The organism is Pseudomonas sp. PDM17 (assembly GCF_014851985.1).
In the GTDB taxonomy this organism is placed as follows: Bacteria; Pseudomonadota; Gammaproteobacteria; order Pseudomonadales; family Pseudomonadaceae; genus Pseudomonas.
In genome coordinates, this window is sequence record NZ_JACVAT010000006.1 from 430271 (window position 1) to 444867 (window position 14597).

Below are 14597 nucleotides of genomic sequence, written 5' to 3' on the forward strand. Positions count from 1 at the left end.
GTCGTTCTCCTGGCAGGGCAAGCGGTTCAATGGGTTCAGTCCAGCACACCGGCGGGCGATGTGGGCGGCGCACTGCGCCACTGGCTGAAGGCGACGCCGATGAACACCAGGCCCGCGGCCAGCGCCTGCTGGCCGCTGAGCACCTCGCCCAGCAGCAGCGCGGCGAAGATCAGGGTGAACACGGGGATCAGGTTGATGAAGCCGGTCGCCTGGCTCGCCGGCAGGCGGCTGACGCCGAAGTTGTACAAGCCATAGGCACCAACGGTGACCACGCTGCCCAGGTAGACCAGGGCGAACCAGCCGGTCGGGCCGGGCGCCGGCGGCAGGCCGGAGGTCGCCAGCGCCAGCGGCAGGAAGAACAGCGAGCCGATGAATGCCTGCATCGCGGTGAGGATAAAGGGCGAGTAGCGCGCCGACAGGTGCTTGAGCAACAGGGTGTAGCCGGTGGCGCAGAGCATTGCCACCAACTCGTAGAAATTACCCAGCAGCGGGTTGGGCGCATGGCGGTCCGGCTCACTGGCCAGCGTCAGCCAGAGCGAGCCAAGCACCGCCAGGGCGAAGCCCAGCCAGGTGTTGCGGGCGATCTTCTCATGCAGCAGGAAGAACGCGCCGACCGCCACCAGCAGGGGCAACAGCGCGGTGATCATCCCGGCTTGCGCAGCGCTGGTCTGCTGCAGCGCCAGAGACTCGAAGATGAAGTACAGGCAGGGCTCGCAGGCGGCCAGCGCGAGCAGCCACTTCCAGTCGCCGGGGCGGTAGTCGATGCGTCCGCGCCAGCGCCAGGCGGCGAGGAAGATCAGGCTGCCCAGCGCCATACGGGCGAAGATCACCCACATGGCCGGCATTTCCTGGAAGGCGAACTTCAGTGCGATGAAGGAACTGCCCCAGAGCGCCATGGCCAGCACCAGGCACGCGAGGGCGAACGGCCGGGATTGCTGCACGGGACGCTCCAGTCAAAAGGTCCCCGGAGTATAGGAGGCGCGCACCGGCGGCCGACAGGTACAGAATCGTGGCGAAACTGTATGGGCGATCCGATGTTTCCGGATCAGTCCCAGGGCTTGCCCTTGGTTCCCCGCTCCACCGGCACGCGCTGCTGCATCGCCGCCTTGGCCAGCAGGTGCGCGCTCACCGGCGCGGTGATGAAGAGGAACACAGTGATCAGGATCTCATGCAGGCTGACACCCTCGCCGCGCGTGCTGAAGTACAGCAGCGAGGCCAGCACCACGCCGCCCACGCCCAGGGTCGAAGCCTTGGTTGGCGCGTGCAGGCGCGTGTAGAAGTCCGGCAGGCGGTACAGGCCGATGGCGCCAAGTAGCGCAAACAGGCTTCCCGCCAGCAGCAGCACGCAGACCAGCGCTTCCACGATCATTTCGCCATTCATTCGATGATGTCTCCGCGCAGCAGGAACTTGCACAGGGCCACGGTGCTGACGAAGCCCATCACCGCGATCAGCAGGGCCGCCTCGAAGTACAGGCCGCTGCCTTTCCAGATACCGAACAGCACGATCAGCGCGATGGCTTCCACCGACAGGGTGTCCAGCGCGAGGATGCGGTCCGCCACCGACGGCCCGCGAACCAGTCGCACCACGGTGAGCAGCACGGCGATACCCAGCAGCGCCAGGCAGATCGGGATCACGATACCGAGCACGGGAACACCTCCTTCAGCGGCGCCTCGTAGCGCGCCTTGATGTCTGCCACCAGCGCCTGCGGGTCCGGCACGTCGATGCCGTGGACCAGCAGCGTGCGGCGATCAGCGGAGAGGTCGGCCGAACAGGTGCCCGGGGTCAGGGTGATGACGCTGGCGAGGATGCTGATGGCCAGATCATCGGTCAGCTCCAGGGGAATCTCGACGAAGCCCGGCTGCAGCTTCGCTTTCGGCCCCAGCACCAGTTTCGCCACCTGCAGGTTGGCGACCACGATGTCGTAGAGCACCAGTCCGATGAAGCGCAGCAGCAAGCCCGGCCGCTGGATACGCGGCGCGGCCAGCAGCAGGTTGCGGCACAGCAGCGGGATGCTCAGGCCGAGGAAGGCGCCGAGCAGCCAGTGGCCGAGGGAGAAGTCGTTGACCAGCAGCAGCCAGCTCAGCAGGAGCACGCCGCTGAGCAGCGGGTGCGGAAGGATGCGCCGGATCATGCGCCACCTCCCAGCAGGATCGCCTGACGGTAGAGCCCGGCGTTCAGTAGCTGCACGGCCGTGGCCTGTGCATAAGTGATCAGCGGCCGCGCGGCGACCACCATCAGCGGTGCGCTGGCCAGCAGGCCGAAGCACGCCAACATCTTCACCGGCTCCCGATTGGCGCTGCCCAGCACACTCAGGCCGGTGCGCCAGAACAGCGTGCTGCCGGCGCGACTGAGCGCGACGATGGTGACCAGCCCGCTGACCAGCACCACGCTCCACAGCGCGAAGGCCTCACTGCCCCCGCTGACCGAGCGCAACAGCATCAGCTTGCCGAGGAAGCCCGACAGCGGCGGCAGGCCGGCAACGGCAATGGCGCCGAAGAAGAACGCGCCACCGAGCAGATGCGGTTGCAACAGCGCCGGGCCCTGCACCAGTCGGCCGCCCTTCTCACCGCGCTGGCGGGCAATCAGGTCGGCCAGCAGGAACAGGCCGCCAGCCACCCAGATGCTGTGCAGCAGGTAGTAGAGCGCGGCGGACAGCGCCTCCGGTGTGCCCAACGCGATAGCTGCCAGCAGCGTGCCAGCGGAGACCACCACCAGGTAGGACAGCAGGCCTTGCAGTGTGGTCGCCGCCAGCGCGCCCAGCGCACCGGCGACTATCCCGGCCAGCGCCAGCGGCCACAGCCAGGTTTGCGCGAGGTTCGCCAGCTCGCCGGCCTGCTCGCCGAAGATCAGCGTGTAGACCCGCAGGATCGAGTAGATGCCCACCTTGGTCATGATCGAGAACAACGCCGCCACCGGCGCGCTGGCCTCGGCATAGGCTTTGGGCAGCCAGAAGTACAGCGGCAGCAGCGCCGCCTTCAGGCCGAACACCACCAGCAGCAGCAACGCCGCCGCCCGCACCAGCGGCGCCTGCTCGGCGCTCAGCTGGGCCACGCGCTCGGCCATGTGCGCCATGTTCAGGGTGCCGGTGATGCCGTAGAGCGTGCCCACCGCGAGGAGGAAGAACGCCGAGCCGACGAGATTGAGCACCACGTAATGCACACCCGCGCGCACCCGCCCTGCCCCGCCGCCATGCAGCAGCAGCGCGTAGGAGGCGATCAGCAGGATCTCGAAGAACACGAACAGGTTGAACAGGTCACCGGTGAGGAACGCCCCGTTCAGACCCAGCAACTGGAACTGGAACAGCGCATGGAAGCGCTTGCCGCGCCGGTCATCCCCGCGCACCGCGTAGATCAGCGACAGGCTGGCGAGCAGCGCGGTGGCAGCGATCATCAGCGCGCTGAGGCGGTCCAGCACCAGGATGATGCCGAACGGAGGCTGCCAGTTGCCCAGCGCGTAGAACTGCACCACGCCGCTGTCGGCCTGTTGCAGCAGCACGGCGGAAAGCGGCAGCAGCGCCAGGGTGGCGAGCAGTGACAGGCCGCGCTGCAGGCGCTCGCCCACGAGCAGCAGTGCGCAACCGGCGAACAGTGGCAACAGGACCGGAAAGATCAGCCAGTGGTTCATCGACCGTCCTCCCCTTCGCCGCCATCGACATGATCACCACCGGTATCCGCCAGCCCTCGCAGGGCCAGCACGATGACGAAGGCCGTCATGGCAAAGCCGATGACGATGGCCGTCAGCACCAGCGCCTGGGGGATGGGGTCACCGGCGTTGGCGACCTTGCCGATCACCGCCGGGTCGCCGGCCAGCCGGCCCATGGCGAAGAGGAACAGGTTGACCGCGTAGGACAGCAGGGTCAGCCCCAGCACCACCGGGAAGGTGCGCGCGCGCAGCAGCAGGTAGACGCCGCTGGCGGTCAACAGGCCGAGGGCGATGGCGAACAGCGCTTCCATCAGGGCGCCTCCTTGGACAGCAGCGGCTCCGGCGGTGCTGTGACCGAACCGAGGCCCGAGAGGATCAACAGCGTCGCGCCAACCACAGTGAAGTAAACGCCAAGGTCGAAGAGCATGGCCGTGGCCAGTTCGATGTCGCCCACCAGCGGAATGTGGAAGTGACCGAATGCCGAAGTCAGGAACGGGAAGCCGAAGAACCAGGCGCCCAGCCCGGTCAGCCCGGCGATCAGCACGCCGAGGCCGGCGAGACGGCTGTAGTCCAGCGGCAGGCGCGTGCTCACCCAGCGGCTGCCACAGGCGATGTACTGCAGGATCAGCGCCACCGAAGTGATCAGGCCGGCGATGAAGCCGCCGCCCGGCAGGTTGTGGCCGCGCAGGAAGATGAACACCGAGACCAGCAACGCCAGCGGCAGCAGCAGTCGCGACAGCGTGGCGAGGATCGGCGGGAAGCGGTCTTTCGCCCAGGCGCGACCTTCGTCGTCATTCTCGCGGCGCAGCAGGCGAAGGCCGTCGAGCAGTGCGAAGATGCCGACGGCGGCAATCGCCAGCACGGTGATCTCACCGAGGGTATCGAAGCCGCGGAAGTCCACCAGGATCACGTTCACCACGTTGTGCCCGCCGCCACCGGCGACGCTGTTTTCCAGGTAGTAGCCGGCAATGCTGTCGTAGGGGCGCGTGAGCACGGCATAGGTCAGCAGCGTGACCATCACGCCGGCACCAATGGCGATCACGAAATCGCGCAGGCGGCGCAGGCTGCTGGAGGTCTTCGGCGTGCGTGCCGGCAGGTAGTACAACGCCAGCATCAGCAGGACCATGGTCACCACTTCCACCGACAGCTGGGTCAGCGCCAGGTCCGGCGCGGCGAAGCGGGCGAAGGCCAGCGCCACCAGCAACCCGGCGATGCTGAGGATCACCAGCGCGGTCAGGCGCTGGCGATGGAACCAGACGGTGAGCGGCCCGGCGATGGCCAGCAGGATCAGCCCCAGCGCGGTGATACCATCCAGCGGCGTAAGCGCCCGATCACCGGCAATGCCCGGCAGCGGCGCGAGACCGGCGAACACCACCACCACAGCGGCCAGCACCAGCAGCATGGCGTAGCGCTGCTGCGAGCCGTTCTCCAGGTAGCCAGTCACTCGGGTGGCAAAGCGCACCACACGCTGCACCTGCTGCTCGAACACCAGCTTGGCGTCCATCGCCGGCAGCCCGGCGTACCAGTCGAACAGCGGCTTGCGCAGCACGTAGAGCAGCACGCCGCCGGCAGTGGCGACGAAGCTCATTGCCAGCGGCGCATTGAAGCCGTGCCAGATTGCCAGGCTGTACTCGGGCAGCGCGCCATTCAGGCTCGATGCGGCGGCACCGGCCAGCAGCGGGCCGACGATAACCCCCGGCATGACGCCCACCAGCAGGCAGATCAGCACGAGGATTTCCACCGGCACCTTCATGTAGCGCGGCGGCTCGTGGGGATGCGGGTTAGGCAGGTTGATCGGCTCGCCGTTGAAGAACACGTCGTGGATGAAGCGTACCGAGTAACTCACCGAGAACAGCGCGCCCACGGTCGCCAGCGCAGGAATCACCCAGTTGAAGCTGCCCATCATGTTCTGCGCCAGGGTCTCGCCGAAGAACATTTCCTTGCTGAGGAAGCCGTTGAGCAACGGCACTCCGGCCATGGACGCCGACGCCACCATCGCCAGCACGGCGGTATGCGGCATGTACTTCCACATGCCGTTGATGCGCCGCATGTCGCGGCTGCCGGTCTCGTGGTCGATGATCCCGGCAGCCATGAACAGCGAGGCCTTGAAGGTGGCGTGGTTGATGATGTGGAAGATCGCCGCGACGTTGGCCATGGGCGAATCCAGGCCGAACAGCAGGGTGATCAGGCCCAGGTGGCTGATGGTCGAGTAGGCCAGCAGGCCCTTGAGGTCGTTCTGGAACAGCGCCATGAAGGCGCCCATCAGCAGGGTCGCAAGACCCGTCAGGCTGACCAGGTAGAACCACAGGTCGTTGCCCGACAGCAGCGGGTAAAGGCGCGCCAGTAGGAACACGCCGGCCTTCACCATGGTTGCAGAGTGCAGGTAGGCCGACACCGGCGTCGGCGCCGCCATCGCATGGGGCAGCCAGAAGTGGAACGGGAACTGCGCGGATTTGGTGAACACGCCCAGCAGCACCAGGCACAGCGCCAGCGGGAACAGCGGGCTGGCCTGCAGCACCTCGCGCGCGCCGAGCACGGTGGAGAGTTCGAAGCTGCCGACCACATGGCCGATCAGCAGGATGCCGGCGAGTAGCGCCAGGCCGCCACCACCGGTGACCGCCAGGGACATGCGCGCGCCTTTGCGCGCATCCGAGCGATGGCCCCAAAAGCCGATCAGCAGGAACGACGACAGGCTGGTCAGCTCCCAGAACACCAGCATCAGCAGCAGGTTTTCGCTCAACACCACGCCGAGCATGGCGCCCATGAACAGCAGCAGGAAGGCGAAGAAGCGCCCGGCGGGCTCCCGCTCGGACAGGTAATAGCGGGCGTAGAGGATCACCAGCAGACCGATGCCGAGGATCAGCAGGGCGAACAGGAAGCCCAGGCCGTCCAGGCGCAGGCTGAGGTTCAGGCCCAGCTCTGGCAGCCACTCCAGGCGTTGAACTTGAGGGTCGGCGCCCAGCACCGAGCGCTGGCCCAGCAGCAGGAGCAAACCCAGCAGCGGAACCAATCCGGTGGCGGCGGCGCAGGCGGTTCGGCCGAATCGCTCGGCCAGCAGCGGCAGCAATACCCCGAAGAAAGGCAGCGCGATGATCAGCGCCAACGTCATGACCCACTCCTTTTCACCGCCGGACGGCGTTCAGACAGGCAACACCGCGCACAGGCGGCCGGCTTGCAAGGACGACGATTATCCATATCTATCGATTACGCGTCATGGATTGAATTATTACGAAATTGCAGACTTGTACCGCCGCCGCAGTGGGTTGCGGCGGATTTTCCTAACCCCCAAACGATAGCGCGCGACAGCCGGGTCGACTGTCGCGCGCTGGGTTTCGCTGGCTGCCACGAACCGGGCAGCCGGTAGCCGGTCAGTGAGCGACGCGGCTGGTACCGTTGACGGTCAGGATGCGTACGCGCTCGCCAACGCGGAACACGGCACCTTCATCGACCTGCTGGACGTAGGCGCGGGTACTGCCGTCGTCTTCGCGGACGGTGATTTCCACACCCTGGGTGCGGGTCAGGCCTTCTTCGGTGGCTGCACCGAGCAGGCCGCCGGCCACGGCACCAATGATGGCGGTGACATAGCTGCCCTTGCCGCCACCGATGGCGCTGCCGCCGATGCCGCCCACGGCGGCGCCGGCAACGGAGCCGATGGGAGTCTTGGTGCCTTCGATCTTCACTGGGCGCAGGGCCTGGATGGTACCCATGCGAACGTTCTGTACGGTACGTGCTTCTTCACGGGTGTAGGTGTCGCCGGTCAGGCTGGACTGGCAACCACCGAGGGTCATGGCCAGGGCCGCGAAAGTCACGGCGATCAGGGCAGTTTTACGCATTAGGGAACCTCCGAGTAGGGCTACGGCTATTAGACTCCGACGGCAGCCCGCCTGTCACGCCAGGTCATGAAACATGCTGATCTCGATTCAGCTTTCGTACAGTTTGTGCCAGATCGTCGGAAAACGCCTGCCCTGGCTCAGTTTTTCGTGCAGCTCGATGGGTTAGCCTTGCAGCCGCAGAAGGAGCAGCCGTTCATGGACTATTTCATCATCGTCGTCACCACCGCCGCCGGCCTGTATTTCCACTGGTGGATCTACTGGCGCATCCGCCGCTGGATGGACCGCGACCTGGCGCTGTCGCTGGCCGGCGATGATCCGCAGAAACGTATCTATCTGTTGCAGCGCCTGGCCGATGCCAAGCGCGAAAAAGTGAAACGCCGCGACCTGCCCGACTGGCTGCAGCGCGCCGCCGACGCCTACCGCGAGGCCTGAGCCAGCGACCAGAAGCGCGCCAACGCCTCGGCGCGGTTTTCCAGCTCCTGCGCCGCCCGTGCGCAGGCATCGGCCAGGGTGATGGGCCCAGGCGCCAGGCTGAACGCCGCCTCGATCCCCGCTTCACGCAATTCGGCCAGCCCTTCGCCGACGCTGCCCGCCAGCGCGATCACTGGCACGCCCACGCGCCGGGCGACATGAGCCACGCCCACCGGCGTCTTGCCATGCAGGCTCTGGCCATCCAGCCGCCCTTCCCCGGTGATGACCAGCGACGCGCCAGCCAGCGACGCCTCCAGCTCCGACAGTTCGGCAATCAGCTCGATGCCCGGACGGAAGCGCGCCTTGAGGAAAGCCCGGCAGGCGAAGCCCAGGCCACCCGCGGCACCGACGCCGGGGAACAGGCTGTGATCCTGCCCGAGTGCGAGCGCAGCGACTTCAGCGAAGCGTTTGAGTGCGGCATCCAGCTGCTGCACCTGCGCCGGGTTCGCACCTTTCTGCGGGCCGAAGACGGCCGAGGCGCCGTGGGGGCCGCAAAGGGGATTGTTCACGTCGGCGGCTACTTCGACCTCGACTGAGGCCAGTCGCGGGTCGAGGCTCGACAGGTCGATGCGCTCCAGGTCCGCGAGCCGCGCGCCGCCGGCGCCCAGCTCCTTGCCCTGGCCATCGAGGAAACTCACGCCCAGCGCTTGCAGCAGGCCCAGGCCGCCGTCGTTTGTTGCACTGCCGCCCAGGCCGATAATGATCTTCTTCGCACCCGCATCCAGCGCTTCGCGGATCAGCTCGCCGGTGCCGCGGCTGGTGGTGCGGGTGGCGTCGCGCTGCCCTTCCGGGACCCAGTGCAGGCCACTGGCGGCAGCCATCTCGATCACCGCGGTGGCGCCCTCCAGCCAACCCCAGTGGGCTTTCACGGGCTGCTCCAGCGGGCCGCAGACATCCAGCTCGCGGCGCTCGCCGGGCCGCGCCGCCAGCACCGCGTCCACCGTGCCTTCGCCGCCGTCGGCCATGGGCCGCAGCAGGGCTTCGTCGCCGGGCCGCGCGCGCAGCCAGCCACGGGAAATGGCCTCGGCGACCTCGGGGGCGGAGAGGCTTTCCTTGAAGGAGTCGGGAGCGATGACGACTTTCATGGGGACAGGTCCGTTGTGCGGGAGGATGGAGGGCATCCTACACCGCGCAACAGACAGACATGGTTCTGTAGGAACGAGCTTGCTCGCGAACCGCCTCAGCGAGACCAAGTTCGCGAGCAAGGACTGAGCGGCCCCTCGGTCCTACAAAAAGCGCATCGGCACAACCAGCGAATCAGGGCGCCAGGCGCTCGCGCAACCAGGCTCCATTCTCGTGGCGGTAGTTGAGGCGGTCATGCAGGCGGCTCGGGCGGCCCTGCCAGAACTCGATGCGGCTCGGCAGCAGGCGGAAGCCACCCCAGAAATCCGGGCAGGACGGCGCCGTGTCGGCGAAGCGTTGTTCGGTCTCGGCCAGCAATTGCTCCAGCTCGCCACGGCCGTCGATTACCCGGCTCTGCGGCGATGCCCAGGCGCCCAGACGGCTGCCCAGCGGACGCACACGGTAGTAGGCAGCGGACTCTTCGCTGGAGACCTTCTCGACCCGTCCCTCGATGCGCACCTGGCGTTCCAGGGCCGGCCAGAAGAAGGTCATGGCCGCGCGCGGGTTTTCCCCGAGCTGCTGGCCCTTGGCGCTTTCGTAATTGCTGAAGAAGGTGAAGCCGCGCTCGTCCAGGCCCTTGAGCAGGAGCACGCGGCAGTGCGGCTGGCCGTCGGCGTCCACGGTGGCGAGCATCATCGCGTTGGGCTCGACCGGCAGTTGCTCGGTCTTCACCGCGTCCTCGAACCACCGGTTGAACAGGCTGAACGGTTCGGCGGGCGCCTGGGTCTCGGTCAGTCCGTCACGGGTGTATTCGCGGCGCATATCGGCCAGGGTCTGGGCCATCGGAAATCTCCTGCAGAAGAAGTCCTTAAGCTTATCCAGAGTTGCGCCTTCGCGCTTGATCCACGACAAGCGTCATTCCAGCCGGAATGACGCTTGTTGCACAAGGGATCAGTTGGCCTGGGCGAGTGCCAGCAAGCTGGTGCGCTGGGTCACCAGCACTTCGACGCGGCGGTTCAGCGCGCGGCCTTCGGCGCTGGCGTTGTCGGCGCGCGGCAGGCTGGAGCCTACGCCCTTCAGGCGCAGGCGGTCGGCGCCCAGGCCGCTCAGGCGGAAGATCGAGGACACCGCCTGGGCACGCTGCAGGCTGACCTTGTCGTTGAGCGCCTTGTCGCCCGAGCTGTCGCTGTGGCCGAGCACCAGCACGCCGCTTTCCGGATCGTTCTGCAGCATCTTCGCCACGTTGCCCAGCGGCGCCAGGGTGATCGGCAGCAGCAGTTCAGGACGCTTGGGGTTGAAGGAGCCTTCCACCGGCGCGATCAGCACCAGGGCGTTCTCGCGGCGCTCGACGGTGAACTTGCTGCCCGCGACAGCGGCACGCAGGGACTGCTCATGCTGGTCCAGCCATTCCTTGCTGACCTTGGTGTCCTGCGGCTTGGCCGCCTTGTCGGCGCCCGGCTTGCTGTCGCTCACGCCGAACGGCCACCACCAGTGGCCGCCGGGCTGCTGGCTGCCAGCGGCAGCGACCTTGGCCGCTTCGACGGGCTTTTTCTCCGGCGCGGGGGCCGCAGCGCTCACTTCCTCGTCACCACCGAAGGGCCACCACCAGTGGCCGGTGCCGGGCTTGGCGGCAGCTGCAGCGCTTTCCGTGGTTTTCGCCGGGTCCTTGGCCTGATCCTGGGACTGGAACTGGCTGCAGGCGGAAAGACCGACGCACAGCGCAAGGGTGGAGACTTTCAGCGAATTCGAGAACAGCAGGTTCATGGGAGCGATTCCATAAAGTCGGAACATGAAGAGAGGCCGGGTGCAGCTGGCAGGCAGCGGCACCCTGACTTCAGCAATCAGCTTAAGAGTTGTACATAACTTACTCAGTTGGAACGAGATTTTAATCCCGAACTGACGAGCGGCGCATAGCTGTGCGCAGGGGAAGGCCGTCGCGGCCAGCGCGCCGGCAATTGCGGACGACCTTAAGAAGGCGCAGCGGGAGGAAGGTTCCTCCCGCTCGTCGTTACAGGCAGTCGCCGGCGAGGCGGGCCAGGCGCTGGGCGCGCGGGTCCATCAGCACATAGGGGCCGAGGGTGTTGGCGACGAAACCCAGCGCCAGCTCGCGCTCGGGGTCGGCGAAACCGATGGAGCCGCCGGCGCCCGGATGCCCGAAGGCCTGCGGGCCAAGGCCGTAGGTGGCGTTGGCCACGCTCGGTTGGTCAAGCATGCAACCCAGCCCGAAACGCGTACAGGTCAATAAAGTTCGATCCTCTCCAACGGCATGCTCGCGGGTGAGTTCGGCCAGCAGCGCTTCGTCCAGCAATTTGCCCTGCAGCAGGCCCGTGTAGAAACCGGCCAGCGAGCGCGCATTGCCGTGGCCGTTGGCCGCCGGCTGCGACATGCGCCGCCATTCGGGCTTGTTGGTGCTGGTGAGCACCGAAGGCGGATTGGTGAAGGCGCGGGTGGAGAGCGCGGCGGCGTCGGTCATCATGGTCCGCAACAGGCGTTGCGCAGCGGCGTCCCCCAGGTTGCCCTTGCCCCGCGCGATGTGCGCGACGCGGTGGAACTCGCTGTCATCCAGGCCGATATGGAAATCCAGCCCCAGCGGCTCGGCGGTGCGCGCGATGATGGCGGCGCCCGGCTCGCGACCGTCGACACGACGGATCACCTCGCCGATCAGCCAGCCGTAGGTAATGGGGGCGTAGCCGTGTTCGGCGCCCGGCGTCCACCAGGGCGTCTCGGCGGCCAGTGCGGCGGTCATGCTCGGCCAGTCATACAGCGCCTCGGGCGCCAGCGGCTCGCGGATCGCCGGCAGGCCCGCGCGATGGCAGAGGAGCTGGCGCACGGTGATGCCCTGCTTGCCGGCCTGCTCGAACTCCGGCCAGTAGCGCGCCACCGGGGCGTCCAGCTCCAGGCGGCCCTCGCCCACCAGTTGCAGCGCGGCGACGGCGGCGAAGGTCTTGGTACAGGAGAACAGGTTGAGCAGCGTATCGGCCTGCCAGTCCTGGCCCGGCTCCTTGCCCGCGCTGCCGGCCCAGAGATCGACCACGGTTTCGCCGCCAACCTGGATGCACAGCGCTGCGCCGCGCTCCTGCGGGTCTTCGAACAGGGCACTGAAGGCATCGGCAACGGGGGTGAAGCGCGGATCACAGTGGCCGTTCAGGGTCATTTCAGGCTCCGGAAATGCACATACTCAGGGACGGAAAGTGCGGAAGACGCCATTGTTTCAGCGCACTCCGCCCCTGGGAACCCTGCCGAAGGCAGGGTGTGGCTTCACGAATGACGGATCATTGCTCCGAGGCCTGTTCCTCGTCGTCGCTGTCGTCACCGGCGGGTGCGGCTTTGGGCTGCGGCTCCGGCGCCACCTTGGCGGCGGCGCGCGCCTGTTCGTCGATGCCTTTGAGCGTCTGCTGGTTGGCCTTGCGCACGGCGTCGACGAAGCCGGTGAACGGCAGGTCGGTGATGCCGACCAGGCCGATGTGACCGTTCTCGCCGTCGAGCAGGCGGCCGGTCACCGGCTGATCAAGGTACTGGAACCAGTGCGCGCCGACGATGTTCGGCTCCTTCGCGGCCTCCGCGAGGAATCGCTGGTACGCCTCGCCACGCTGCTGCTCGTTGTACACCTCGGCGACACCGCCCCAGAACGGTCCGCGATCACGGGAACCGAAGTGAAATTCGGTGATCAGCACCGGCTTGTCCAGGCTGCGCACGTAGCTGGCGTCGAAGCCCTGCTGCGGTAGCGGCACGTAGAGGTTGAAACTGAGGATGTCGCAGTACTGCGCACAGGAGGCCAGTGCTTCCGGTGTGCTGACGGCGAAGCGCGGGCCGAGCAGCAGGTGGTTCGGCGCGTGCCACTGCAGCGAGTCCTTCAGGGTCTTGAAGTACTGGTCGGCGTACAGGCGCAGGAAGGCACTGTAGTCCTGGGCGATGGCCGGGTGCGCCTCGCTCGGGACCGGAGCCTGGTAGCCCGGCGCGTCGAGGTCCTCCCAGGAGCCCAGCTGCACGCCCCAGGCCTCGGCGAGCTGCTCGTGATCCTCGTACTTGTCCTTGAGCTGCTTGATGAAGGCGCGCTTGGCCGGGCTGTCGGTGGACAGCTTGAGCGCGCCGAAAGCCAGGGCGAAGTGCGCCTGGTCATCGTCGCCACGGCCGGCCCAGGCCAGTTCGTTGTCGGCGTAGTACCCCAGCAACCAGGCGTCCTCGCGGTGGTCGCGGGCGGCGATGGCGATGGCGCGTTCGGCGGCCATGGCGAAGCGCGGGTCGAACGGATCGGGCATGGCGCCCCACCAGTCGTAGCCGGTGCTGACCGTGGCGTAGTCACCGCTGATCGACAGCGGCACGCTGTACGGCATGCGTGGCTCGTCGGCAAAGGCCGGATCGCTCCAGTCGCCCAGGGTGTTGAAGCCCCAGGAACCGAGACGCTGCACGGTGCGCTCGCGCCAGGCGACCGCGGCGGCTTCAGCGCTCAGACCACCGTCGGCACGGAAGCGGTTGGCGGCGTAGAAGTCGAACCAGCGGCCGTTGCCGAACGCGCGGCCCTGCTGGGCGCCGACGCCACTGCGGTCATCGCGCTGGCCATAGAAGGCGGCCAGCGGCTCGTCCTCTTTCGGCAGGCTGGCGAACATGTACTCACGGCCTTCAACGTAGGTCTGGCTGCTGTCGGCGTTCACCGCGTTGACGCCCATGGACCAGAACGAATGCCCTTCCGGCGTCACCAGCCACCAGCGGCCGTTGCGCTTTTCGGTGCGGAAGAAGCCGGTACCCTCGAAGGCAGGGCCATCCAGCAGGCCACCAAAGGCGTCGCGGCCAGGCGCCGGCTGCCACTTCTTCAGTTGCTCGCCTTCGGCTTTCCAGGCGCTGGCCAGTTGTTCGGGGCTCTTCACCTTCTCCGGCCAGTCGCTGCGGGTGGACTGGCCGAAAGCGTCGACGATACCGGTGTACGCCTTGTGGTATTCGTCATTGCCGGCACGGGTGCCGAAGCGGCCGACGAGGATGTCCTGCGCCGCCTTGGGCGAGGTGAGGAACAGCTTCACCGCGCCGACCTGGCTGCGGTTCAGCTCGCCCGTGACCTTGCTCGCCAGCAGCAGGCGCTGGCCGTCCTGGGTGACGGGCATGGGGACGCCGGCACGCATGCCGAAGTCCTCCGGGGCGATGGCGTGCAGCGGGATCACCAGGGTCTGCGCCGGGCCCGGCGGCAGGGCGATGCTCGCGCGCAGGCCGGGAGCGCCGGCGACGCCTTCGATTTCCACTTCCAGGGTGATGGCCCAGTCCATGGCGTTCTGCAGGCGCAGGCTGACGCTGTCAGCCTGGGACCAGTCCCAGCTACCAGTGGAAGGTGCGAGGCGCAAGGTCGGTTGCGGCGCAGGGTTGAAGTTCACCCGGCGGAGGATTTCGCCTTCGGGTGTGGCCTCGGCGGTGGAACTGGGCAGGTCGGCGTTCTGCGTGCTGACGCTGACCACGGCCATCGGCTTGACGAAGTTGAACAGGGTTTCATTGCCGCCTGCCGACCAGGCCGGGGCACTGGCGATGGCCAGGCTGAGCAGCAGAGGCAGATGCCAACGCATCGATGTCATGGATTCGAGTCCTTGCAACACGCCCGCCGGGCG

14 protein-coding genes are annotated in these 14597 nt (G+C 67.2%); 1 reads left to right on the forward strand and 13 read right to left on the reverse strand.

Features of this window, described 5'->3' with window-relative positions:
• Positions 1 to 35: 35 nt before the first annotated feature.
• From IB256_RS23130 to IB256_RS23165, 8 genes are all read right to left on the reverse strand, one after another.
• A complete protein-coding gene (locus IB256_RS23130) occupies positions 36 to 941 on the reverse strand; it encodes a DMT family transporter (protein WP_192404198.1) in 906 nt (301 codons plus the stop codon).
• A gap of 104 nt (positions 942 to 1045) precedes the next feature.
• A complete protein-coding gene (locus tag IB256_RS23135) occupies positions 1046 to 1381 on the reverse strand; it encodes a Na+/H+ antiporter subunit G (RefSeq protein ID WP_192289554.1) in 336 nt (111 codons plus the stop codon).
• Entirely contained in the window at positions 1378 to 1647 is a 270-nt protein-coding gene (locus IB256_RS23140) for a K+/H+ antiporter subunit F (protein WP_081517750.1), read from the reverse strand. The genes IB256_RS23135 and IB256_RS23140 overlap by 4 nt, the downstream gene beginning before the upstream one ends.
• Complete coding sequence (locus IB256_RS23145) at positions 1632 to 2132, reverse strand: Na+/H+ antiporter subunit E (RefSeq protein ID WP_192404200.1); 501 nt, start codon at positions 2130 to 2132, stop codon at positions 1632 to 1634. Before IB256_RS23145 ends, IB256_RS23140 begins: the two co-directional genes overlap by 16 nt.
• Positions 2129 to 3625, reverse strand: a complete 1497-nt coding sequence (locus IB256_RS23150) for a monovalent cation/H+ antiporter subunit D (RefSeq protein ID WP_192404202.1) — start codon at positions 3623 to 3625, stop codon at positions 2129 to 2131. Before IB256_RS23150 ends, IB256_RS23145 begins: the two co-directional genes overlap by 4 nt.
• Positions 3622 to 3954 carry a Na+/H+ antiporter subunit C gene (locus IB256_RS23155; protein WP_192289560.1) on the reverse strand — a complete coding sequence of 111 codons (333 nt, stop codon included), beginning with the start codon at positions 3952 to 3954 and terminating at the stop codon, positions 3622 to 3624. The genes IB256_RS23150 and IB256_RS23155 overlap by 4 nt, the downstream gene beginning before the upstream one ends.
• A complete protein-coding gene (locus IB256_RS23160; protein ID WP_192404204.1) occupies positions 3954 to 6752 on the reverse strand; it encodes a monovalent cation/H+ antiporter subunit A in 2799 nt (932 codons plus the stop codon). Before IB256_RS23160 ends, IB256_RS23155 begins: the two co-directional genes overlap by 1 nt.
• Before the next feature lie 259 nt (positions 6753 to 7011).
• On the reverse strand, positions 7012 to 7476 hold the full coding sequence (locus IB256_RS23165) for a glycine zipper 2TM domain-containing protein (protein ID WP_045209875.1): 465 nt from the start codon (positions 7474 to 7476) through the stop codon (positions 7012 to 7014).
• 195 nt (positions 7477 to 7671) lie between these two features.
• Here IB256_RS23165 and IB256_RS23170 point away from each other — a divergent pair, with 195 nt between their 5' ends.
• Positions 7672 to 7908 carry a hypothetical protein gene (locus IB256_RS23170; protein WP_192289564.1) on the forward strand — a complete coding sequence of 79 codons (237 nt, stop codon included), beginning with the start codon at positions 7672 to 7674 and terminating at the stop codon, positions 7906 to 7908.
• On the opposite strand, the gene IB256_RS23175 is transcribed toward IB256_RS23170, so the two are convergent.
• The 5 genes from IB256_RS23175 to IB256_RS23195 form a co-directional block, all read right to left on the reverse strand.
• Positions 7893 to 9032, reverse strand: a complete 1140-nt coding sequence (locus IB256_RS23175) for a glycerate kinase (RefSeq protein ID WP_192404205.1) — start codon at positions 9030 to 9032, stop codon at positions 7893 to 7895. The two genes, IB256_RS23170 and IB256_RS23175, sit on opposite strands and share 16 nt — an antisense overlap.
• A 172-nt stretch (positions 9033 to 9204) precedes the next feature.
• On the reverse strand, positions 9205 to 9852 hold the full coding sequence (gene pdxH / locus IB256_RS23180; protein ID WP_192404207.1) for a pyridoxamine 5'-phosphate oxidase: 648 nt from the start codon (positions 9850 to 9852) through the stop codon (positions 9205 to 9207).
• 108 nt (positions 9853 to 9960) lie between these two features.
• Positions 9961 to 10773, reverse strand: coding sequence for an OmpA family protein (locus IB256_RS23185; protein ID WP_192210067.1), 813 nt, complete (start codon positions 10771 to 10773; stop codon positions 9961 to 9963).
• A gap of 244 nt (positions 10774 to 11017) precedes the next feature.
• On the reverse strand, positions 11018 to 12163 hold the full coding sequence (locus tag IB256_RS23190) for a serine hydrolase domain-containing protein (RefSeq protein WP_192404209.1): 1146 nt from the start codon (positions 12161 to 12163) through the stop codon (positions 11018 to 11020).
• 118 nt (positions 12164 to 12281) lie between these two features.
• Positions 12282 to 14564 carry a beta-galactosidase gene (locus IB256_RS23195; protein ID WP_192289574.1) on the reverse strand — a complete coding sequence of 761 codons (2283 nt, stop codon included), beginning with the start codon at positions 14562 to 14564 and terminating at the stop codon, positions 12282 to 12284.
• Between the last annotated feature and the right edge of the window lie 33 nt (positions 14565 to 14597).

Coding starts and splice junctions, on each gene's coding strand:
- IB256_RS23175 (WP_192404205.1), bottom strand. CDS start 9,032: ATGAAAGTCGTCATCGCTCCCGACTCCTTCAAGGAAAGCCTCTCCGCC.
- pdxH (WP_192404207.1), bottom strand. CDS start 9,852: ATGGCCCAGACCCTGGCCGATATGCGCCGCGAATACACCCGTGACGGA.
- IB256_RS23135 (WP_192289554.1), bottom strand. CDS start 1,381: ATGAATGGCGAAATGATCGTGGAAGCGCTGGTCTGCGTGCTGCTGCTG.
- IB256_RS23185 (WP_192210067.1), bottom strand. CDS start 10,773: ATGAACCTGCTGTTCTCGAATTCGCTGAAAGTCTCCACCCTTGCGCTG.
- IB256_RS23145 (WP_192404200.1), bottom strand. CDS start 2,132: ATGATCCGGCGCATCCTTCCGCACCCGCTGCTCAGCGGCGTGCTCCTG.
- IB256_RS23160 (WP_192404204.1), bottom strand. CDS start 6,752: ATGACGTTGGCGCTGATCATCGCGCTGCCTTTCTTCGGGGTATTGCTG.
- IB256_RS23165 (WP_045209875.1), bottom strand. CDS start 7,476: ATGCGTAAAACTGCCCTGATCGCCGTGACTTTCGCGGCCCTGGCCATG.
- IB256_RS23170 (WP_192289564.1), top strand. CDS start 7,672: ATGGACTATTTCATCATCGTCGTCACCACCGCCGCCGGCCTGTATTTC.
- IB256_RS23190 (WP_192404209.1), bottom strand. CDS start 12,163: ATGACCCTGAACGGCCACTGTGATCCGCGCTTCACCCCCGTTGCCGAT.
- IB256_RS23150 (WP_192404202.1), bottom strand. CDS start 3,625: ATGAACCACTGGCTGATCTTTCCGGTCCTGTTGCCACTGTTCGCCGGT.
- IB256_RS23155 (WP_192289560.1), bottom strand. CDS start 3,954: ATGGAAGCGCTGTTCGCCATCGCCCTCGGCCTGTTGACCGCCAGCGGC.
- IB256_RS23195 (WP_192289574.1), bottom strand. CDS start 14,564: ATGACATCGATGCGTTGGCATCTGCCTCTGCTGCTCAGCCTGGCCATC.